General features: G+C 40.1%; 25 protein-coding genes and 1 riboswitch. Of the genes, 5 read left to right on the top strand and 20 right to left on the bottom strand.

From position 1 onward, the window contains the following. Positions 1–79 precede the first annotated feature (79 nt). Positions 80–400 (top strand): BC1872 family protein, encoded by a 321-nt coding sequence (locus AC4QJR_RS11640; protein ID WP_496526264.1) that lies wholly within the window; start codon positions 80–82, stop codon positions 398–400. A gap of 114 nt (positions 401–514) precedes the next feature. Here AC4QJR_RS11640 and AC4QJR_RS11635 read toward each other — a convergent pair whose 3' ends face one another. The 3 genes from AC4QJR_RS11635 to AC4QJR_RS11625 all read right to left on the bottom strand — a co-directional run bounded on the left by AC4QJR_RS11635 (position 515) and on the right by AC4QJR_RS11625 (position 2,404). After that, on the bottom strand, positions 515–970 hold the full coding sequence (locus AC4QJR_RS11635; RefSeq protein WP_098575401.1) for a GNAT family N-acetyltransferase: 456 nt from the start codon (positions 968–970) through the stop codon (positions 515–517). Between the two features lie 105 nt (positions 971–1,075). Further along, a complete protein-coding gene (clpP, locus tag AC4QJR_RS11630; RefSeq protein WP_166260093.1) occupies positions 1,076–1,657 on the bottom strand; it encodes an ATP-dependent Clp endopeptidase proteolytic subunit ClpP in 582 nt (193 codons plus the stop codon). Between the two features lie 27 nt (positions 1,658–1,684). Beyond that, complete coding sequence (locus tag AC4QJR_RS11625; RefSeq protein WP_496526263.1) at positions 1,685–2,404, bottom strand: sigma-70 family RNA polymerase sigma factor; 720 nt, start codon at positions 2,402–2,404, stop codon at positions 1,685–1,687. Between the two features lie 623 nt (positions 2,405–3,027). Here AC4QJR_RS11625 and AC4QJR_RS11620 point away from each other — a divergent pair. Then, on the top strand, positions 3,028–3,225 hold the full coding sequence (locus tag AC4QJR_RS11620) for a hypothetical protein (RefSeq protein ID WP_098575398.1): 198 nt from the start codon (positions 3,028–3,030) through the stop codon (positions 3,223–3,225). 119 nt (positions 3,226–3,344) lie between these two features. Here AC4QJR_RS11620 and AC4QJR_RS11615 read toward each other — a convergent pair whose 3' ends face one another. Continuing rightward, complete coding sequence (locus AC4QJR_RS11615) at positions 3,345–4,715, bottom strand: MATE family efflux transporter (protein WP_496526262.1); 1,371 nt, start codon at positions 4,713–4,715, stop codon at positions 3,345–3,347. 197 nt (positions 4,716–4,912) lie between these two features. Between AC4QJR_RS11615 and AC4QJR_RS11610 the strand changes: the two genes are divergently transcribed. Beyond that, positions 4,913–5,071, top strand: coding sequence for a hypothetical protein (locus AC4QJR_RS11610; RefSeq protein WP_180230183.1), 159 nt, complete (start codon positions 4,913–4,915; stop codon positions 5,069–5,071). Between the two features lie 93 nt (positions 5,072–5,164). On the opposite strand, the gene AC4QJR_RS11605 is transcribed toward AC4QJR_RS11610, so the two are convergent. The 3 genes from AC4QJR_RS11605 to AC4QJR_RS11595 form a co-directional block, all read right to left on the bottom strand. After that, on the bottom strand, positions 5,165–6,643 hold the full coding sequence (locus AC4QJR_RS11605; RefSeq protein ID WP_496526261.1) for a SulP family inorganic anion transporter: 1,479 nt from the start codon (positions 6,641–6,643) through the stop codon (positions 5,165–5,167). A gap of 267 nt (positions 6,644–6,910) precedes the next feature. Further along, on the bottom strand, positions 6,911–7,750 hold the full coding sequence (locus tag AC4QJR_RS11600; protein ID WP_496526260.1) for a hypothetical protein: 840 nt from the start codon (positions 7,748–7,750) through the stop codon (positions 6,911–6,913). A 352-nt stretch (positions 7,751–8,102) separates the two neighbouring features. Then, on the bottom strand, positions 8,103–8,303 hold the full coding sequence (locus tag AC4QJR_RS11595; RefSeq protein WP_026567057.1) for a cold-shock protein: 201 nt from the start codon (positions 8,301–8,303) through the stop codon (positions 8,103–8,105). Between the two features lie 441 nt (positions 8,304–8,744). Here AC4QJR_RS11595 and tgl point away from each other — a divergent pair, with 441 nt between their 5' ends. Continuing rightward, positions 8,745–9,479, top strand: a complete 735-nt coding sequence (gene tgl, locus AC4QJR_RS11590; RefSeq protein WP_098575395.1) for a spore coat transglutaminase TGL — start codon at positions 8,745–8,747, stop codon at positions 9,477–9,479. Positions 9,480–9,532: 53 nt separating this feature from the next. Here the strand turns inward: tgl and AC4QJR_RS11585 are convergent, their stop codons facing one another. The 11 genes from AC4QJR_RS11585 to AC4QJR_RS11535 all read right to left on the bottom strand — a co-directional run bounded on the left by AC4QJR_RS11585 (position 9,533) and on the right by AC4QJR_RS11535 (position 19,558). Continuing rightward, a complete protein-coding gene (locus AC4QJR_RS11585) occupies positions 9,533–10,528 on the bottom strand; it encodes an ABC transporter substrate-binding protein (protein ID WP_375377036.1) in 996 nt (331 codons plus the stop codon). A 17-nt stretch (positions 10,529–10,545) separates the two neighbouring features. Continuing rightward, on the bottom strand, positions 10,546–11,319 hold the full coding sequence (locus AC4QJR_RS11580) for an ABC transporter permease (protein WP_496526259.1): 774 nt from the start codon (positions 11,317–11,319) through the stop codon (positions 10,546–10,548). Then, positions 11,309–12,043, bottom strand: coding sequence for an ABC transporter ATP-binding protein (locus AC4QJR_RS11575; protein ID WP_496526258.1), 735 nt, complete (start codon positions 12,041–12,043; stop codon positions 11,309–11,311). Before AC4QJR_RS11575 ends, AC4QJR_RS11580 begins: the two co-directional genes overlap by 11 nt. Positions 12,044–12,050: 7 nt before the next feature. Further along, entirely contained in the window at positions 12,051–12,722 is a 672-nt protein-coding gene (gene tenA / locus AC4QJR_RS11570; protein ID WP_496526257.1) for a thiaminase II, read from the bottom strand. A 4-nt stretch (positions 12,723–12,726) separates the two neighbouring features. Then, complete coding sequence (locus AC4QJR_RS11565) at positions 12,727–14,010, bottom strand: acetylornithine deacetylase (protein WP_496526256.1); 1,284 nt, start codon at positions 14,008–14,010, stop codon at positions 12,727–12,729. Between the two features lie 18 nt (positions 14,011–14,028). Continuing rightward, the gene (gene thiW / locus AC4QJR_RS11560; RefSeq protein ID WP_496526255.1) at positions 14,029–14,541 is read right to left on the bottom strand and encodes an energy coupling factor transporter S component ThiW; all 513 of its coding nucleotides are present in this window, start codon (positions 14,539–14,541) and stop codon (positions 14,029–14,031) included. A 3-nt stretch (positions 14,542–14,544) separates the two neighbouring features. After that, complete coding sequence (thiE, locus tag AC4QJR_RS11555; RefSeq protein WP_251461542.1) at positions 14,545–15,198, bottom strand: thiamine phosphate synthase; 654 nt, start codon at positions 15,196–15,198, stop codon at positions 14,545–14,547. After that, complete coding sequence (gene thiD / locus AC4QJR_RS11550; protein ID WP_496526254.1) at positions 15,195–16,013, bottom strand: bifunctional hydroxymethylpyrimidine kinase/phosphomethylpyrimidine kinase; 819 nt, start codon at positions 16,011–16,013, stop codon at positions 15,195–15,197. Before thiD ends, thiE begins: the two co-directional genes overlap by 4 nt. 14 nt (positions 16,014–16,027) lie before the next feature. Beyond that, on the bottom strand, positions 16,028–16,840 hold the full coding sequence (gene thiM, locus AC4QJR_RS11545; RefSeq protein WP_496526253.1) for a hydroxyethylthiazole kinase: 813 nt from the start codon (positions 16,838–16,840) through the stop codon (positions 16,028–16,030). Between the two features lie 153 nt (positions 16,841–16,993). Further along, positions 16,994–17,102: riboswitch (TPP riboswitch) on the bottom strand. A gap of 129 nt (positions 17,103–17,231) precedes the next feature. Next, positions 17,232–18,845 (bottom strand): DcuS/MalK family sensor histidine kinase, encoded by a 1,614-nt coding sequence (gene dcuS / locus AC4QJR_RS11540; protein ID WP_098575385.1) that lies wholly within the window; start codon positions 18,843–18,845, stop codon positions 17,232–17,234. A gap of 35 nt (positions 18,846–18,880) precedes the next feature. After that, positions 18,881–19,558, bottom strand: coding sequence for a response regulator (locus tag AC4QJR_RS11535; protein ID WP_098575384.1), 678 nt, complete (start codon positions 19,556–19,558; stop codon positions 18,881–18,883). Positions 19,559–19,793: 235 nt separating this feature from the next. On the opposite strand from AC4QJR_RS11535, the gene AC4QJR_RS11530 reads away from it, so the two are divergent. Next, positions 19,794–21,059 carry a dicarboxylate/amino acid:cation symporter gene (locus tag AC4QJR_RS11530; protein WP_098575383.1) on the top strand — a complete coding sequence of 422 codons (1,266 nt, stop codon included), beginning with the start codon at positions 19,794–19,796 and terminating at the stop codon, positions 21,057–21,059. A 102-nt stretch (positions 21,060–21,161) separates the two neighbouring features. Here the strand turns inward: AC4QJR_RS11530 and AC4QJR_RS11525 are convergent, their stop codons facing one another. Beyond that, on the bottom strand, positions 21,162–21,401 hold the full coding sequence (locus tag AC4QJR_RS11525; protein WP_098575382.1) for a glutaredoxin family protein: 240 nt from the start codon (positions 21,399–21,401) through the stop codon (positions 21,162–21,164). Next, positions 21,398–21,928: a metallophosphoesterase family protein gene (locus tag AC4QJR_RS11520; RefSeq protein ID WP_496526252.1), complete on the bottom strand. Its 531-nt coding sequence runs from the start codon at positions 21,926–21,928 to the stop codon at positions 21,398–21,400. Before AC4QJR_RS11520 ends, AC4QJR_RS11525 begins: the two co-directional genes overlap by 4 nt. Positions 21,929–21,931 lie beyond the last annotated feature (3 nt).

Here is a 21,931-nt window from a genome sequence, read left to right as displayed (position 1 = left end):
ATATAATATAATCACAATTTAAAACCTGTTACATAACAGATAAACCAAATTTAAACATGGGAGAGAAGGGGTAACTGATATGAACAAAACTGATTCAATTGCACGTAGAATTCTGGGATGGAAGTTAAATCGATGGGATCGTTGGTATGATTATGATAAAGCTATGTTCATTCATGAATCTGATTTTCAACCTGAGCATAACCTAGACCATGCCATGCTCATTGTTGACAGATTAAAGGATTATGGCTATTCATTTACATGTAATGGAGAATCTGAGGCTAGCTTCAATGATATTCATGCCACCGGTAAAACCCTTTCACAAGCCATTACGAATGCTGCCTACGCCATCATTGAAAATAACGTGGAAGATCGCTCGACATTTTGGGCCCAATTATGCTAGTTGATAAAAAAGGAGTTGAGAACCTGCTAATGGCAGGAAATCAACTCCTTTTTCTATTTATTTTTTAATAACTTCTTTCAATTCATGATCCATAATCGGTTCCTGCCAACATCCTCATAATTCCATTGTCATATATACGCTATTGGGGTCCTCGGTATAATCCGAAAACGGTTGACAATGATGGAACCCGAAGCTGGCATAGAGCCTCCTGGCGGGCTCAAAAGCATCCATTGAACCCGTTTCTAAACTTAGTCTGTTGTATCCGCGCTTTTTTGCTTCTTCAACAATATGTTGGAGCATCTGTTTAGCTACTCCTTTTCTTAGGTGCAAGGATGAGGTTCGCATTGATTTGATTTCCCCATGTTGGGTATCAAGTTCTTTTAAAGCCCCACACCCAAGTAATTCCTTCCCTTCCCATGCACTCCAAAAAGTAATCTCCGGTTTTTGCAATTGATCAAGATTTAGGGCATGGATACTTTCCGGCGGTGAATTCTGTTTCATATTGTGAAGATGTTCACCTATCAATTTTGCAATATCTGTTCCGGTTAAATCATCGATTTTTATTTCCAAACAACATCCCCCTTAGGATCTTTTATTGGAAAATATTAACCTATTACCTGGGTTTTTGCTAGTAATAGTTCCGAATTTAGCGGAATTTTGAAACTAACTTCAAATTCATTTCGGATAGAGAATCTCATCAATAATCCCATATTCTTTCGCTTCCTCGGCACTCATAAAATAATCTCGATCTGTATCCTTTGCTACTTTTTCAAGCGGTTGGCCGGTCCGTTCTGAAATAATTTGATTGATGTGCTCTCTGAGCTTTAAGATTCTTCGTGCAGAAATTTCAATTTCCGTTGCCTGCCCTTTTGCCCCTCCTAATGGCTGATGGATCATAATTTCACTATTTGGCAAGGCATAACGTTTTCCTTTCTTACCTGCAAGAAGTAGCATCGCCCCGAAAGAAGCAGCCATTCCTGTACAAATCGTCCTCACATCAGGCTTAATGTATTGCATCGTGTCAAAGATGGCGAAACCCGCAGTGGTTAAACCACCTGGGCTATTGATATACAGTGAAATTTCTTTATCCGGTGCATCTGCTGCTAAAAACAATAATTGGGCCACGACACTATTGGCCGTATGTTCATTTATTTCATCACCAATTATGATAATTCGATCCTTTAACAGTCTGGAGTATATGTCATATGAACGTTCCCCGCGATTCGATTGTTCAATTACGTATGGAATGGTACTCATTCCAATCCCTCCTTGAAAGCGATTTGGCTAAGCAGCCATACAGAGAGTGCTTGAAGGAGTGAAAGTAGGTTTGGTACATATATTACCCGAAACAAGTTTAGGGGCTTCACTGGTAATTAATCGCGAACGAATCGATTGAATGAGGATGGTGGGATCTTGATTTTTCAATGCTTCATAAAATAGATCTGATAGCCACTCCCTTTCTTCCTCATTCCAAAATAAATCCACTGAATGAAACTGCCTCTCTTCGTTTGCCTTTTCAAGCCGCTTTTTGGCGCGATGAAGATTGGCCTTCACTGCCATTTCTGTAGAATTTACTATCGCTGCAATTTCCTTCAGTTGGTATTGAAACCCTTCTTTTAACAAAAAGATGATTGCTTGGTTGGGTGTGAAATTTCTGAGAAGTATTTCAACTGTTTCTGCGGTCGCATCCAATTGATGAAGTATAGCTTCATTCGCCAAAACAGGATCAGCCTCTATGGTTTCATTTTTTCTTTTTCGTAGCAGATCAATCCAATGATTATAGGCAATCTTGTTTAGTAAAGCTTTCGTCACCTTTTGCTGGCGGCCTTCATATTTTAGAGCCTTTATAAACGTCTCCTGTGCGATTTCGTCTCCATCCCATCGATTTCGGGTGAGAAAGTAACAATAGCGTAGAAGTTTTGGATAATTCTCCATCCAAAATTCCTCCGCAAACCCAATTTCTTGCTCTCCATCTATGCAGTCAATTTCTAGCTCGTGTGACATTGATTTCACTCCTTTTGCACTCTCTACCCTATAAACGTTTTAAGTTGGATGAAAAGATACGGGGGTAAAAAATTTTTATTTAAAGTTACTTTATGTTTGTGCTTTCTAATATAAACTTGACCATTTTAGAAAGCAAAAGAAAATCATTCACCATCATTATCTAAATCCTAATGTGTTAAGTCTGGTGAGTAAGTCTCTACTTTTGCTTGAGTGCCTTATTACCGATGGCTTTATTGACCGTTGGAGCGACATTTTCGCAGTAGCGGTAAATGGAGACTCTTCCATTAACCGTTAGTCGTCTTTTTACGTTGATTCGGTAAATAGGAAGCTCATAAAAATACTGTCAGCGTTCTTTACCTAGTACGAACTGGAACATCTTCATCTTTCCGGAGGATCAATCGTTGTTCTGGTTGTCCATCACTATGCATAAAAAAGCATGGCGGATAACATTTAAACAAAAGCCTACTGAAAACGTTTAACTACCTTCTATTATTTAAGAGACACTAATTTCTATTTTTAGTGTCTTTTTTATTTGAAAAAAATGGGAAAAAATAATGATGGACTATTTTTTGAAGCCTGTTATAATCCATATATGAAACTAATTTTATTTAAAGGTGGACATTATGGCGAACACTTGTAGATATGTTGTCAACGCACTTGGAAAAGGTGGAGAAACATATTATACGCTTTGTAAAGACAAGCAAGAATTACAAAAATGGATTAATACCAATCAAGAAAAACTAATTATGGAAGAATTAAAGATTACTGATAAAAATCAAACTTTCTTCTCTAAACTATTTAATCTAAAAAAACTATATTAATATTTTAACAGACGCCATTCTTCATAGAATGGCGTCATTATTTTTAAGATTAGAAGAATATCGTAGAGCAAAAAAATGTAATGGCAAGAACACCATTACATTTTTTTCGTTTCAATTGGTCACACTTTACTACTAACTGCTTTGTTGACAAATTTCCGTTTTTGGATGTAGATAAGTCTAATGGAAAGGGCTATTCCTGCGGCGAGGAGGCCGAAAGTTAGCCCGAGCCAGTAGCCTCTAGCTCCCAGCCCCGTGTAATGGGCAAGCAGGTATCCTGCCGGAAGACAGATTAACCAATAAGCGATTAATGTCATAATAAAGGCTAGGTTGACATCTTTATAGCCTCTTAAGGCTGCTTGTGCCGTAGCCTGAATCGCATCACAAATTTGAAAAAACAACGCAAAGATTAAGAAATTGGCCGTTAAATTAATTACTTCGGTTTCATTCGAATAAAAACCTGCTACTTGATATCGGAAAACCACGACAAATAAACCGGTGACAACCGCAATCAAGATCGCTAAATAAATCCCCAGCCAACTGTATTGTTTCGCATCTTTATAGCGACGAGCCCCTACCTCATATCCAACAAGAACCGTTTGTGCTGTCGAAATACTAATTGGTATCATATACAAAAAGGAAACGATATTTAAGGCTGATTGATAGGCAGCAATCGTGGTAACATTAAACTTACTTAATAGAATCGTAACCACTGCGAACATGCTTGTTTCAAAGAACGTTGAAAGGCCCATTGGTACGCCGATCTTTAGTATCTCCTTACATTTATCCCACGAAAATTCTTTGAAATCGGCAAATATCGGGTACGATGAGAAAGGTTCTTTGGTTCTGACGATAAACACAGTCATTACCATAATCCCCCAGTACGTTATTGAGGTTGCATAACCAGCCCCCGCCCCACCAAGGTCTGGGAAGCCTAAGTTTCCAAAAATGAGCACATAGTTTAAAAAGAAATTCAATGGCAGCGACAAAAGCATGATGATCATGATGACTCGTGTTTTGCCAAGGGCATAGATAAATGATCGTAGTACATTAAAAATAAATAATGGCAGAATTCCATAGCTAAGTCCGATTAGATAATGAAAAGCAGTATCTCGAACACCAGCATTCAAATTCATTTTGTCTAAAATAGGGTCTATCAAAAAAAATCCAAAGAGGATAACTACTAGCGCAATCAATATTGAAAGATAAATTCCATGCTTCACAACGGATGCAACTTCATGGCTCTTTTTTTCCCCAAAGCGTTGGGCGGCAATGGGTGAAACAGCAAGAAGAATCCCGCTTATCCCAGTAAAAATGGGACTCCAAATGGAGGAGCCAATCGCGACTCCAGCTAACGCCGTAGAGTTGTACTTCCCCGACATAATTGTATTAAAAAACACCATCGAAAACATGCCAAGCTGTGTAATTAAGATTGGAATTAACAAGATACATATTTGCTTTGTTTTTTCCTTTAAGGTAAAGGTTTGCTTCATATATAGATTCTCCTTGAAAAATAAAAATCCGAACCTTCATTATACTCTATATTGGATGAATATTCCTCATTTAATTTGGAGAGCCATTAAAGAGACCATATTATAAAAACACATTCAGAATGTTCCTATTTTTTTAAATAAAATGAGGGTGGATGTAAAAAATAAGAAGGTTACACCAAAAACTGAGGAGGTTTTGTATGCAACAGGATCAACAAACAAAAGAGAATTTAGGTTCCATTATGCAACCCGAATTTGCAGGAACGGATGTACAAAAAGTGAAACAAGAAATTCAAAAAGATGTAAGCCAAGGACAAGGTGCCATGACATCCCGTGAGGCAGGAGCAATGCGCGATTAAAAGAACATATCCTTTATCGAAAAAAAAAGGGAATGCCGTAGCAATTCCCTTTTTACACTTACACCTAGAAATAATTAAATGAAGTCAATTTATTTAATGACCAACCACTTTTCCAAGTCCACCCGGCTTGTTGTGCACGGCGAGTCTATCAATTAATTTATTGCTTTCAGCATTTAAGCCTACTAAATTTACAATTACTCCATGTTGATGGTACTTTAACACAACTTTATCAATTGCACCCACAGCAGAGTCATCCCAAAGATGGGCGTTGGAAAGATCGAGGTCAATTTCACTAACGTTTTCTTTATAATCAAAACTGTTAACAAAGTCAGTTACAGAAGCAAAGAAAAGTTGACCTGACACCTGATATATTTTTTTAGTCGAGCCCTTTGGTGAAAGACCTGTCACTCTTACTTTAGAGATCTTGGAAGCAAAGAATATGGCGCTTAAAATAATTCCTGCTAAAACCCCTTTCGACAAGTCATGAGTTTCTATAACGATAATAACCGTCACAATCATAACAATGGTATCCGTAATGGGGACCTTTTTGAATGACTTTAAGCAGGACCAATCAAAGGTTCCAATCGACACCATGATCATAACACCCACTAGTGCAGCCATCGGAATTTGGATGAGGAATTCTCTTAATGAAACAATCAAGATTAACAAAAACGCACCAGCGACAAAAGTGGATAATCTCCCCCTCCCGCCTGATCTAACATTTATGCCAGACTGTCCGATCATTGCACAGCCGGCCATACCGCCAAAAAATGCGGAAACAATATTGGCAATCCCTTGTCCAACGGCTTCTTTATTCTTGTCACTCTCGGTATCTGTCAAATCGTCGACAATCGTTGCCGTCAGTAGTGATTCCACAAGTCCAACAATGGCGATTGATAATGAATAAGGAAAAATAATCTGTAGTGTTTCAAAGTTAAAGGGAATATCAGGAATTAAAAATACAGGTAATTGCGATGTTAATTTCCCCATATCCCCGACTGTACGAACATCACTGCCTGAAAAAACAGCAATCGCTGTAATTACAATAATCGCAACCAATGGCGAAGGGACGGCTTTCGTAAAGCGGGGTAAAATATAAATAATTGCAAGCGAACCTGCAACCATGGCATACATTTGCCATGATTCCCCGACGAAATGAGGTAATTGTGCCGCAAAAATCAGAATCGCCAGGGCATTAACAAAGCCAGTCATGACTGACCGCGGGACAAATTTCATTAATCGCCCCAGCTTTAAAGTCCCCATGATGATTTGGATGACACCAGTTAGAATCGTTGCTGCCAATAAATATTGCAACCCGTGATCTTTCACTAGATTCACCATTAATAAGGCGGTGGCACCTATTGCAGCTGAAATCATCCCTGGTCTTCCGCCTACAAATGCGATAGTTATCGCGATACAAATCGATGCGTATAGCCCAACCATAGGGTCAACACCAGCAATGATCGAAAATGAAATCGCTTCTGGAACCAGCGCAAGTGCGACAACAATACCTGCTAATAGATCGCCTTTGATATTTCCAAACCATGAATATTTAATTTTACTTAAATTCAAACTTTGCACCTCTCCCTTTGTTTATCTATATTTATTTCTTCAGTATTAACACAACTATTTTCACACACTTGTTTAGATGACTTTCAACTCTCATGAAAGTCGGGTCCGTTGTCAACAGAACATAGTATATAGGAATGTGAACAATTTGTGAAATCCAATGTAATCGTTACCATTTAACTTTTTCGATCCTTTTCATCATTTTCATTTGGATTTCGTCCCAACTTCAAAAAGAAGGAAAATAAAAATAGGACCTCTAGGAAGAGCGTCCTATTTCTTTACGATTTTCGACGGATTATTGACTTTATACAAAACAGGAACATCCACTAAGAATTCTTCTTCCACATCTTTCCCTTTTCCAAGTTTCTTGGCAGCCACCTTCCCATCAAATTCAAGCTCATCACCGATAGCCAGTTCAAACTTTTTGAGTGTCTTGCTATGGCTGCACCAGGCTAATCCGACTTCAAGAGGATTTTCTTCAGAGACGACCTGTACATTTTCAAGGACGACCACCTCATCATTTTCTTCATTAAATGGATTGTAAACGAGTGCGAACTGTTTGACGCTAGCCGTAAAATGCACCTTATCAACCGGGAGATCAAGTTTAGGAGCCTTTGCTTTCTTCGGTTTTGGTTCCTTCGCTTTTGCTGCTTTTGGTGCCGCTTCCCGTTTAACAGGTTTTTCTGCCACTGTAGATGTATCTTCTGTCATGACCTCACCAAGTATATTCACCTCAGCTGGTGAACCATCTTTGTCAGGCGTTTCTTTTTCATCAAAAGTTAATAAGCTTTCTTTTCCAAAGCTTGATTGCTGCATTTCTTTTAAATAAGCGGGGTGGATACATGTAAGATTTCCGTCTTGGAACTCAATCACTAGGGTGTTAATGTCCATTGCATTTCCATAAGTTTCGTAACCCTTAATAGTCACCAGGCGCTGATAATTTCGATCCTTGTACCAGAATTCTTTTTTCGCTTCGCGCGCAGAGGATAATCCCCATTCCTTCAATTTCTCTTTATAATGGTCGTTGTCACGAAACGATTCATAGTCACCTTTTGGTGGAATATACTTTGTTAATTCAGATTGCTCCAATTGAGGCCGCTGGATGATCATCCTGCCACATCCTTCCGTTATATAGGTAGTTTCATTATATTTTAAAGTATGACAATAAAAAAGGGAAAAGGGCTTTTCCACTCCTTTTCCCAATTCTTTTATAGAAAGGCTGTGTTAAACTAGTCTGTTGATTTCCGTTCCAGGCACTTCGCTTTCCGCGGGCGTGCCGGGGAGCCTCCTCGTCGCTTTGCTCCTGCGGGGTCTCCCCTGCCCCGTACTCCCGCAGGAGTCTTCGTGCCTTCCACTCCCAATCAACAGGAGTCAATAATCAGCATTAACCTTTAACACAGCCGTAAGAAATTAAAAAAAGGCTCTAAAAGAGAGCCTTTTCAGTACATTTATGTGGTTTAGATTATGCTTTACGTACGTTAGTAGCTTGTGGTCCACGTTGGCCTTGTTCTACTTCAAACGTAACTGATTGACCTTCGTCTAAAGATTTGAAACCTTCGCCTTGGATAGCAGAGAAGTGTACGAATACGTCGTCTCCAGCTTCGCGCTCGATGAATCCAAAACCTTTTTCTGCATTAAACCATTTAACTTTACCTTGTTCCATTTGTTGTATCCTCCTGCTGTGTGCTGTGCACACAATAAAATTACTACCCTTGTTCAAATCTTCCAGACAAAAAGCAGTTACGCCTTTTATTCCTTACCGACCAACAAAAATAATTCTCCCTTACTATAACAGAAGGTTGTACACAATGCAAATGCATTCAAGGAAATTATTATTTCTATTGTAAAATTTTGTAGGTAATTTGCCCTAACCTTTTGTCCTTGTGGTGCCAAAGATTTGAATTAAACGTTCAATTTTCCTAGAAAAATCAGTCTAAAAATTATTTTAATATAAGTAAAAACATTAAAGACAGATGCGTACATATAATAATTTTTAAAAAATTGCATCCAAACTAAATCAATTGTTTCAATTGTTGTAAACATTAGGGTGGTAGTTTCATACTTTTAAGAAGGAGTTGGTGTAGAAGGAATGAGGTGAATAGAAATGATTAAAATTAATCAGGAAACGATTCACGTGGACGATCTCAGTAACATCCTTACAACAAAAGAACAGAAAGACATCATTACTAGAATGGACAAATCCAAAGAAATTTTTCAGTACCAGTCAATTAGTCAATTGGAATTTGTGCTGCTGTTTCGAACAAATACGCTAAAGGCCGCACGGGACCTTAATAATAGTAAGGTACAGTTTACGACCTTTGAATATGCCTTTTGCAATAAAAAGTATTGGACTCGATTAAATAATGGCGGTTTCCTCATAAAGCCAAATGTAAGCCCCACGGAAGCCCTTCTTGATGTCTTAAAGAATGGAAAGCTTTATGCGTTTGATTGTTCAACAGGAATTGCGATTGTCTTATATCTTGCTGCCCTTTATACCATTGGAAGCAGAAGGTTTAACCTCCTTTTTGACGGCCTTCTCTTATTGGATTGGCAATTTGATAACGATTTAAGGCTTACCCAAAAATATGGGGATGATTTCATCCCCGGTGATATCGTGCATTTTAATAATCCAGACGTCAATCCCAATGAATCCCATTGGCGTGCCGAAAATGTGATTTTCATGGCTGAAGACCAATACTATGGCCATGGAGTCGGGATTAAAAAGGCTGATACCATCATTTCCTTCCTAAATAAAAAAAGAAAGCCCAACGCTCGGATCCCTGCCTATCTCATGAACCTTATTACTAGACCCGTTTTGTCTAACATATATCAATCATAATAAGACCGCTGCCATAAAGCAGCGGTCAGTCTTTTGCTTAATAAAATGCCAAATCAATAGTTTACAAAAGCATCCTCAGCTTTGACGGTTTCTTTGATGACTTTGTTGTCTTTTAGCCACTGGGCTGTTTTCTCCCATGTTTGCGGGTCTTGGTAGCCAAATGGTTTTTCTTTGGCGTCCATTAGCGGGAGGAGGATTTCTAAACTTTTTGTTTCGACATCCTTCTCTAGTGGTGATGTTTTATCTTCATGGTTCATTAAGGTCGTTAGACCGTCTTCAGGATGATCTTGAACGTATTTTTGCCCCTTGGTGATTGCAGCCATAAACTTTTTAAACACCTCTGGCTTGTCTTTTAATCCCTTCTCACTTGCGACCAATACTAATTCATAATAATCTGGCACACCGTAATCAGCAGGATTTAAGGTACGCATTGGATGGCCTTCTTTTTCTAACAATAATTTCTCATGGTTAATATAACCGCCGATTAGGGCATCCGTTTTTTTCGTCGCCATCGCAGGAATAAGATCCCAGCCAACATCCACCATTTTTACCTTTTTATCATCTCCACCATCGGCTTTCACCATCGTTCCTACGATCGCTTCATCCAACGGAATCGATGGATAGCCAATCGTTTTCCCCGCTAAATCTTTAGGAGATTGAACCGGCCCATCCGCAGGCACCATAAGTTGATTTAGCGGGTGACGGACAATCGCACCAAATGATTGAACAGGGATGTCCTCACTGCGTGCCACGAGGACCTGTGGTTGATAGCTCATCGCCATGTCGATTTGATTAGCTGCTACTAGTTTAAGCGGATCATTGGTATCTGCTGGCATTTGGATATCAACATCTAATCCTTGTTCTTTAAAATAGCCCTTCTCCTCAGCAACAAATAGAAACGAATGAACCGCATTTGGATACCAATCCAGCATTAAGCTTACTTTTTGAAGCTTATCTTTCGAACTGCCACTTTTTTCGGCTGTTTCTTTCCCGCAAGCACTTAATATAAGTAACAATAGACTTACCAGAATCAAAAAACTCTTTTTCATCTTTACGTTCTTCCTCTCTAGTTGTAACGATTTTTATTTTTTAATACCTGTTTTTCCAATAAACCAATTAATAGAAATAACAAGATTCCCAACATCGATAAAAGGAATATTGATGCAAAAACGGAATCTGCCTGTAAGTTACCAGACATTCTCCGGCTAAAATATCCTAAACCTTCACTTGCACCCAGCCATTCACCAATCGTCGCCCCGACGACACAATAAACGACAGACAACTTCAAGCCTGAAAAAATCGCGGGCAACGCCATTGGCAGTTGAATTTTTTTAAAAATGGTCCAGCGGTTCGCTCCCATCGTTAACAATAATTCACGATATTCATTTCCACCTGTTTTCAATCCATCATACGTACTCACGACGATTGGAAAAAAAGCCGTTAAAATGGTCACGGCAATTTTGCTCCAAATCGAATAACCAAACCACATAATAAAAATCGGTGAAATAGCAATAAGCGGCACCGTCTGTGAGATCACAAGGAACGGGTAAAGGACTTTTTCAATTGAACGCGAAAAATGCATTCCAACTCCAAGTATCAATCCACCGATTACGGAGAGCCCAAAACCAATCAAAACTTCTTTGAGGGTAGCGGGCAAATGCTCTTCAAACAACAGCTGTTTGTTTTCTAGCAATGCCCCCCAAATGGCTGAAGGAGCAGGCATAATAAATGACGGAATCACGGCCTGCCTAACTGCCCATTCCCATCCACTGATAAGCAGGAGGACCACCAACAAAAACAAACCGTACTCTTCTGTCCATTTTTTCAAGCTAGCTTTCATTGTGAATCAGCATCTCCAATTCTTTTCTCATCGTTAAAAACTCAGATTGATAGATTAGCTGTGAACTTCTTGGCCTCGGCAGATTGACTTTAAGTTCTTTGATTCCCGTATCTTGCAGCACGTACACTCTGTCGCTTAATAAAATCGCTTCCTCAAGATCATGGGTAATAAACAAGACCGTCTTTTGTAATTCCCCCCACAGTCCTAATAACCATTTGTGCATCTTTCGTTTTGTCATCGAATCAAGAGCACCAAAGGGTTCGTCTAATAATAGAAGTTCCTTTCCCGTCATCAGCGTTCTTAAAAAAGCAACACGCTGCTTCATTCCCCCTGATAGCTCAGATGGATAGGAACTTTCATATTCTGCTAAACCAAACCGCGCTAACCACTCTTTTATTTCTGGCAATCTCGCTTGTTTACGCTCCTTTGTAACCTCAAGTGGTAATAACACGTTCTCTAAAACGGTTTTCCATGGTAACAACAAATCCTTTTGCGGCATGTACCCAACTCTGCCTAATCTTTTACCGGTCTTTTGACCATTAAACAGAATGTCCCCCTGATTTGGCTCCAGTAAACCAGTTACCAGTTTGAAAAGAGTGCTTTTACCTGATCCGCTGGTACCAATAACGGAAACAAATTCTCCTCGCCTCACATCAAGGGTAAGTCCTTGAAAAATGGGCTTTTCTTTTTCAAAAGAATAAGAGAGGCCATGAATGGATAACATCGTCGAGTTAGACAGGCCACTCGCCTCCCTGATAAACCATATCCCAGAACATATATTCAAACCGAGATGTTGTCAGGAAATGTTCTTCTAAGATGGCTAACTCCCGCTCTGGTTTTCCCTCTGCCAACCGATCTAATACATCAATAAGCCAAGTTGCTAATGAACCAAACTCATCAGAAGAGTACATTTTCACCCAATCTCCATAGAGGTGATGATCGATAGCATCAGGATAGTTACTTGCTAGCACTTTGCTAATCTCCCAATAGCTCCACATACACGGCAAGAGAGCAGATACTAGTTCTGCTAGTGATCCAGTTTGAGCAACATTGAGCATATATCTGGTATAGGCTAAGTTGATTGGCGTTGGAGTGGTTTCCTCCAGCTGTTGAGCGGTAATCCCAAACCTCTCTGCATACTGCCGGTGCAAATCCATCTCTCCATGCAAGGTCTCATCCAATAGTTTCGCAAATGCCGCCATCGTCTCCACGTCTGTTGCTTTAACAGCCCCCAAAGCAAATAGCTTCGAATAATCGATTAAATACACATAATCCTGTTTCATATAGCGAATAAATGATTCAACCGGCAACTCCCCTGTGCCCATCCCGACAACAAATGGATGTTGATGGGTTTTGCCCCAAATTTCACTTACTTTTTCAAAAAGTCTTTGGGTAAATTTCATTCCCCTACTGCTCCTTTCTCGTGTTGCACCACTCAGCGATGAAAACGGCTAACACTTTTGTAAAAGCTAATAATTGGCTAACTTCAACTTTCTCATTCACGGCATGTGCCTCTTCTAATTTACCCGGTCCAAAAATGGCGGTTGGAATACCGGCACGTCCCAGCCAACCTGCATCTGTAACCGTGGTGGACATCCCAACCTCTGGCTTTGCCGATAATAATTTTTCAAAGGAGTTCGCTAATAGCTTCGTTCCTGGATGTTCAGTATCTATTTCTAATGAAGGGAAAATTTCGCCTCTGTCGACAATCATCGATTTTCCACCCCACACAAATTGCGGCGGATTGTCACGAAGCCAGGGGTCTGCAGCTGCAACTGCTCCAATATGCTCTTCGATTTCTTTAATGACCTCTTCAAAGTCTTCATCTGGGTAAAAATGAACAGTAACCCAAAGCGCACAGCGATCAGCCACAAATGCTGCATGGCGTCCACCTTCAATCACCGCGGGATTAATCGTATTGGTACCAGGAGGAAAGCCTTCATAGCTTTTGGTAATTGCCCAGTGACGTTCTAACTCTTGAAGTCCAGCAATTATCTTCATCATTTTCTCAATCGCGCTTGCCCCTTGAACGCCGCCACCAGCATGGATCATCTTCCTTCTGATTCCATCATGGTAGGTCTCGTTGCTTTGAATGGTAATCCATCCCGTAATTACGCCGCCCTGCCCTTGAATATGTAAATCACTGGTATCTACCACAACCGCATAGTCAGCGGTATAACCTCTTTCCATGCATGCCAGGGTACCTGCCTCCCCAACCTCTTCGCCAATAACAGATTGAAATTGAAGATTGCCTTGAAGTGAAATTCCCAGTTCTTTTAAAAGTTTAATCGCAATCAGTGATGCTGCAAGTCCGCCCTTCATATCAGCGACACCACGTCCATATATATGGCCATCTTTGCAGTATGCTGAAAATGGAGACTCCTTCCACGCTGTAGAATCCCCCACTTCAGCGACGTCCACGTGACCATTTACAATTAAACTATTAAATTGATCAGGGGATTCCCCTAGTAAAACACCTACGACATTAGGATCTCTCGGATAGACATCCCACTTATCAGTGTGAAATCCCAGATCTTCTAAATATCCTTTTATAAAATCCTGCACCTCATTCGTATTCCGCGCAGGAGGACTTTCCGTTGGGAAAGCAATGAGTGTCGACAACAATTCAATTAATTCCGCTTCTCTCGCTTCTACTTCTTGTGAGATTTTACCAAGCAGATCCTCTTTCATTTGTTCACGCCCTTATAGTTAATTCCTGATGGTTGTGTCATTTTCATTAACAATCAATACTTTCTTTCTTAAAAAAACAGTTAAAATAAGGAACCCTAGCAGCGCCCCTGCAAACGAGCTGAAAATAAATAAGGGAATAAATCCAAATAATGTTGCCTTTTGACCAAGGAAAAGAGTAGCTATAGGGTAAGAAAGCATGGCACCAAGGATTCCTGTCCCTATTACTTCACCAATAAAAGCTAGATATAGTTTTCTAGTTTTCCAGAATAATAGTGAGGCGAGCAAGGCTCCTACCATACTCCCCGGAAAGGCAAAAAGCGATCCTGTTCCCAACAAATTTCTAAGCAATGAAACACCAAAGGCCTGAGCGACAGCATAATAAGGTCCTAACAACACCGCTGATATGACATTCATAAAATGTTGAATAGGAAAGACCTTTGTAAAACCGATTGGAATATAGAATAGGTTACTTGTAAGTGTTCCAATCGCAATCATCATGGCCGTCAACGTCAATTTGCGAGTCTTATTCACGGATTAGACCACCCCTTTAAACATCACACTATTTCTTAATGCTTTCGCAGCTTCCAAAGGGGATTCTGCCTGACTTATAGCCGTAATTACAGAAACTCCATCTGCCCCCGCATCAATCACGGACCGAGCATTTTGGATTGTAATCCCGCCGATGCCAACAATCGGCATTTCACAACCCTCATTTCTTAGCTTTTCAATCAGTGTCGTCCCTCGTGATGGCTTGGCATCCGCTTTTGTCCTTGTCGGAAACACAGGGCCAATTCCAAAATAATCTGCTCCTTCTTGGATCGCTGCCATGGCTTCTTCTGTCGTATGGACGGATACCCCAAGAATTTTGTTCGCACCGATTTTCTCTCGTACCATTTTTACCGATTCATCTTCTTGCCCGATATGAACACCATCTGCATCAATCTCCACAGCCAAGTCGATATCATCATTCACAATGAAAGGAATTTGATGGTTTCTGCAAAGAGTTTGGAGTTCTTTTGCCAGTGCATATTTTTCAGAACCAGTTCGTGCACTTTCCCCTTTTTCACGAAATTGAAAAAGCGTAATCCCACCTGATATTGCCTCCTTTAATACTTCAGCGGGTTCTTTCAAACAGTTGTTGCTGCCCATTATAAAATAAACACGTAACGCCTCTCTCAAATCAATCATGTCACGGGTAGCTCCTTTACAAGGTTTCTTTTTCCATACGCCCAATGGTTCGTAGGTCCATGTCCTTGACCAATCTCCAATTGATCTTCAATCGCAGCTTGAATAAAATCTTTCGCTGTCAAAACGGCTTCATAAACAGTCGCACCCTTAGCAAGTTCTGCGGTAATTACTGCCGAAAAAGTACAACCTGTACCATGTGTGTTCTTTGTATCAATTCGAGGACTTGTAAAGGTGTAATATTCCTTCCCATCAAACAATAAATCAGTCGACTCGGATTGGTTTTCATCGTGACCGCCTTTAATCACAACGTGTTTCACACCTAAATCATGGAGTCTTCTAGCGGCCTCCTGTTTATCCTCTAAGGTCAGAATAGTCATCCCCGTTAGGACTTCTGCCTCCGGGATATTCGGTGTAATTACTTTGGAAACTGGCAACAAGCTTTTTTTCATGGCAGAAATAGCTTCCATTTGCAGCAGTGATGCGCCACCTTTGGCAATCATAACTGGATCAACCACTACATTCTCCCAACCAAAAATCTTGATTTGAGCGGCAACCGCCTCGATGATTTCAGCATTGAAAAGCATTCCTGTTTTCACGGCATCGGCACCAATATCCGAGCCGATAGCTTCGATTTGCTTGACCACTGCCTCTCTCGACATTGGATAAACTCCGTGAACTCCTAATGTATTTTGGGCTGTTACTGCTGTTAACGCCGACATTCCAAATACATCTAATTCCTGAAATGTCTTTATGTCGGCTTGTATTCCTGCCCCGCCGCCACTATCTGAACCTGCAATTGTTAATGCTTTTTTCATTTAAATTACCCCACTTAATTAACTTTTTTGAAAGAACTATAAAGATTGATATCCTCATTTGAAACAAGTGATAATTGGTTTAAGAATTCGATTTGGAAACTTCCTGTTCCCTTTTCAGCTGTTTTCGCAGCTGCCTTTTCAGCGGCAACCTCATAGGATGTTAAAGCTCCCACGGAAGCTATAAGCAGGTCCTTCTCCACTCCTGCAAACGCCCCAATCACTGAGGTTAACAAGCACCCCATACCGGTCACTTTTGTCATGATTGGGTGGCCGTTGTTAACAAGATAGCTAGTCTCGCCATCTGAAACGACATCCACTTTTCCTGTGATGATGACCACACAATTCCAAGTTTCTGCTGCTTTGATCGCAAGGCTCACGATATCCTCATTCGCTGATGACCCCGCATCAACACCTTTAATTTCCCACTTTTCACCCAGGACATTTGCAATTTCAGCCGCGTTTCCCCGAATCGCTGAAACATTGACTTCCCTCATGATTCGTTGCGCAGTTTCGGTTCGGTACGTGGTAGCCCCAGCACCAACCGGATCAAAGATGACCGGTACATTGGATTCATTGGCTGCTTTTCCGGCAATAATCATCGAATCCACCGTTTGTGGGTTTAAGGTACCAATATTCAAAACCAGTGCACTAGCAATCTTAGCCATTTCCGCCACTTCTTCAGCAGCATACGCCATCACAGGCGAAGCGCCTAAAGCGAGCAGCCCATTCGCGGTAAAATTCGTTACCACGACATTAGTGATATTATGTACAAGCGGGTTTACCTCTCTTACTTTTTCCAACGTTTCATATAAATTAATTTTTTCCATTGTAATCTCTCCATTTCTTTTTATAAAATAGGCTGTGTTTGGCACTCTGTTGATTGGAGTGCCTGGAACGGAAATCAACTGACAAGTTAAACACAACCAAAAAATAAAAAAACCAGGTCCATTAATGGACCTGGTTAGTAAGTCAGAGAAAAAACATTCACTTGGCTACTTTCCTACGCTGGTATTACCCAGATCAGGTCCAAAGGGTTAAAAACATAGCGTTTTCTCTCAGCCTGATAACAGGGCACCCCTAGTAGATCGATTAGTTTATTAAATTAAGTACATAATAACGCTATGAAACTAGAATGTAAAGAAAATAGTTACATACGATTGGTAGTTTACATAATATAATTATTTTTTGCATTTTTATAATCAGGTTAACATAATATTGTTACTGTTTACTGTTATATGGGAACGTAACAATAAAAGCAGTCCCTTTCCCTTTTTGAGAATGAATTTCTAACTGTCCTGCTAATTTTTCCAAGCTTCGCTGTACTAAAAATAAACCAATTCCTCGATTTTCTCCCTTAGTTGAAAATCCTTTCACACATAAGCTATTTATAATTTCCTCATCGATACCTTGTCCTGTATCATGAACCTCCAACACAAGGATATTTTCATAATAATCAAACCTTACCGTTACTTTTTTAAGCGGCTGGTCCGCGACCGCATCCAGTGCATTATCAATTAAATTTCCAAGAATCGTGACCACTTCATGTGTTGTTTCCTGCCTGTGCGGTTCTGGTAACAATCCTTCTCCATCAATGATCATTTCACAGCCTTTTTCCCTTGCAAAGCTAAGTTTTCCTAAAATAAACCCTGCTAATACAGGATCTTTAAAACGACTGACGACAAATTCTACCTCAGACTGCTGGTGATTCACAATTTTGGTAATGTACGTCGAAACCATTTGATAGTCCTTCATATGGACCAAACCTGAAATTACATGCAGTTTGTTCATGAATTCATGTGATTGGGTTCTAAGTGCCTCTGCATATAACTTGACTCCGGTCAATTGTTCTGCTAACTCCTTGATTTCAGTTTTTTCTCGAAAGGTGGCAATTGCTCCAACAATCTTTCCCTTCACGATTACTGGGACACGGTTGGTTAGAATGGTAATATGATTGATTTCCTGCTCTTGATCTAATTGTGCTTCCCCAGTCCCTAGGACGGTGGAAAGTTTGGTATTTGGCATGTATTCGTCCACTCTTTTCCCTAAAAAAGGACCTTCAATACCGGCCATATGGAGGAGCCTAACCCCTTCATTATTAACGAGGGTGGTTATCCCATCTTGATCAACCGCCAGCGTCCCTTCCTTGGTTGATTCCAGCATCGCACTTCGTTCTTCCAACAGTTTGGCTATTTCACTAGGCTCCATGCCAAACAGAATCGATTTAATTTTTCTTGCCAAAAACAGAGCTCCTAGGATGCCAACTAAAACACCCACACCGACCCCAATCAAAATGATTCTTCTACTCTGTTCGATGGCCAGATTTACTTTTTCTAACGAGATCCCAACGGCAACGGCCCCTATTTGTTTATTTTTCTCATCAAATACAGGGACGAACGAGCGTAATGATAATCCTAATGTTCCTTCGGCAGTCGAAATATGCTCTCTCCCTTTTAATACCGGGCCTTCATCTCCACCGACAAAATGCTGGCCTAATAGATTCCGATTAGGATGTGATTTTCTTATTCCATTCATGTCCATGACGACGATGAATTCAACATGGGTGGACCGTTTGATATCATTCGCATATGTTTGGATGTCCTTCTCAGCTTTTTTATTCTGTAACCCATTTATCACAAGGGACGATTGGGCAACAATCCGCGCAATATCCGTGGCTTTCTCAGCTTGCCCTTTCTTTGTTTCTTGTGAAATTCTGTTAGTGATTAATATCTCGGTAACAAACAATGCCATCACAACTACAATGCAAACTAGCAGGGTAATCGTCGTCTGTAAACGGAGTTTTGGTTTTCCAATCCTGATGTTCCAGTCCAACATGCTCCCTCCCATTTCACAAACATCGTATTTTATATTTACACTCCATATCGGTTGACTGGTCTTCCCACACCCCCGTAATGGATATGTATCTTTACTTTTCCTTCTTTTTCTAAATAATCAAGATATCTTCGTGCTGTTACCCGAGCCATACCAATGCCTTCAGCTACCTCCTCAGCAGAGACGGGTTCCTTCTCTTGCGAAAGAAAGTCGGTAATTTTTGTTAAAGTGTTCATATTTAATCCCTTTGGCAGGTTGTCTCTTTCACATTCTTCTTTTTGATCAATGAATAAGATGTGATCCAGTTCCTCTTGTGAAAGGGCCTTCTTTTCCGCTAATTTCATACGATAAGTTTTATAGTTATCTAGTGATTTTTTTATGCGCTCAAAGGTAAATGGTTTCATTATATAATCGAACGCACCTTGTTGAAGAACTCCATGGATGGTTTCCATATCGCTGGCCGCTGTTATGGCAATTACATCAATGGAGTAGAGCTCTGAACGAAGTTCTCTTAGCATCTCCAATCCACCCATATATGGCATATAAATATCGATAATGGCAAGGTTGGGCCGGAGCTCTTTGATTAATCTCAGACCCTCAATACCGTTTGCAGCAACGCCGATTATCGAAAATCCCTCCACCCGATCAATAAATTGGCGGTGTACTTCCCGAACCATCGGGTCATCTTCTATTAATATTACCTTTAACGGAAACATCCCCTGCTCCCCCTTAAAGAACTCTCATTTATATTCTTATCATGGCCTATTTTATCAAAATAGTAAATTAATCGATGATATTTTTTCGTTGTTTTATTATGTAATTTTTATAACAAAAGGAACAATAAGACCAATATGACCAAAATCTTACGATTATCTGAATTTTCATTTATTCTGTCAATAGGTAGACTGAAAGCGTTAACAGTTCTAATTAAACAAAGGGGTGTACGGGAAAATGAGAATTAATTTTAAGAATTTGACCGTCCAAGTATTATTGGGGATTGTACTTGGAATTGTGATTGGATTTCTGTTTCCAAAATTCGGTACAGAATTAAAAGTTTTGGCAGATATCTTTATCAAATTAATTAAGATGGTAATTGCTCCGATTGTATTTTTAACGATTGTCATCGGTATTGGTAACATGGGGGATTTAAAAAAGGTTGGACGGATTGGAGGAAAAGCACTCCTTTACTTTGAGATTGTTACTACCTTTGCGCTTGCAATCGGATTATTACTCGTCAATATCATTAAACCTGGATCTGGATTTAACACAGACTCCGTAAAAGGCGGAGACATTTCACAATTTACTGAGCAGGCAAAGGAGTCCAGTCATGGATTTATGGAGTTTATTTTAGGAATTATTCCTGATAATTTTGTTGGGGCGATGGCAAAAGGTGATCTGCTCCCCATTTTATTCTTTGCGGTCCTGTTCGGAATTGCCCTTGCTTCATTAGGACAAAAAGGGAAACCAGTCGTTGCTCTGTTTGAACAATTTACTGAAATATTTTTTAAGATTGTTAATATGGTAATGAAATTTTCACCCATCGCCGCCTCTGGTGCAATGGCCTATACAATCGGTAATTTTGGGCTAGGCTCTTTAGTCTCACTAGGTAAATTAATGGGAAGCGTTTATGCAACGATGTTTATTTTCATCGTATTTATCCTCGGGGCAATTGCAAAGCTTTATGGATTTAATATTTTGAAATTTATCGCTTATATTAAAGAAGAAATTCTCTTGGTGTTAGGTACATCCTCTTCTGAATCTGCGCTGCCAAGAATGATGGAAAGACTGGAGAAATACGGCTGTTCGAAATCGGTGGTTGGTCTGGTTGTACCTACTGGCTATTCGTTTAACTTGGACGGGACTGCGATTTATCTTTCGATGGCCGCGCTCTTTATTGCTCAAGCTTACAATGTAGATATTACACTTTGGCATCAAATCACCTTGTTAGGAATTTTAATGCTGACTTCAAAAGGTGCAGCGGGTGTTACCGGTTCAGGTTTTATTACTCTTGCTGCGACACTATCTGCTTTCCCTGTCATTCCCGTCGAAGGGATTGCCTTATTACTAGGTGTTGATCGGTTTATGTCTGAAGCACGTGCGATTACTAACTTAATCGGAAATGGTGTGGCAACAGTGGTTGTTTCCAAGATGGAGAATGAGTTCCATCCTTCAAGTGAGATCCAAACGGCAAAAGAAGATAAATCAATAAGTGCATAATCCGGTGTAACAAAATGGCTTGGAGGATTTCCCTCCAAGCCATTTCATTTTTTATAATCAATGCCCTGTTTTTTGGTACAGTACCGAATACTCTGGACTTTCTTAACTTTTTGCCAGTTCCATCAACTCTTTCAGTTCATTGGTAAATCCTTTGACCGCCCGATTTTCAACGACTGTCACTGGAACACCCAAAAAGCCATATTTTTCTACTTCCTTTTGGTATTCTGGATTGACTGATAAATCTCTTGTTTCGAAAGGAATTCCTTCCTCACTAAGGACTTTTTTGACCATCGTGCACTCAATACAGTCTTTAGTAGTATAGACAATTACCTGCTTGTTCATCGTTTCTGTTCCCCTTTTGTATTATATTCAGAAGACTCTTTTGTAAAAAAGATATGCTCCGCCTCTAATGATTCCCCGATATTAATGATACCAAATGAATAATTTTCCTGCCTTCTTTTGTCTGTTGGCGAACCAGGGTTGAAAATAAGGATACCTTGTTCATACTTTTTAATCGGAATATGTGAATGACCGAAAATGATGCAATCTACTTTTTCTTCTGCGAATTTCTGAACGGCTCTTTTTTCAGTTGTTCTTCCGGTGCCATGACCATGGGTAATACCAAGTTTATATCCGCCTGCCTCTACGATTCGTTTCTCTGGAAACATGTCCTTGATGTCTTCATTGTCAACATTACCAAAAACCCCTACTACCTTTGCAAAGGTTTTAAGATGGTTATAAACATCGATTGTTTGCCAATCCCCTGCATGGATAATCAAATCTGCAACCTTTAGTTCTTCCACTAATCGTGGCGGGAAGGATTTAGCCCTTTTTGGCATATGAGTATCTGAGAGTACGATAATTTTCATAGC

Source organism: Neobacillus sp. BP17, assembly GCF_059579525.1.
The sequence above is the reverse complement of the archived record's forward strand: the minus strand, read 5'-3'. Positions and strand labels throughout refer to the sequence as shown.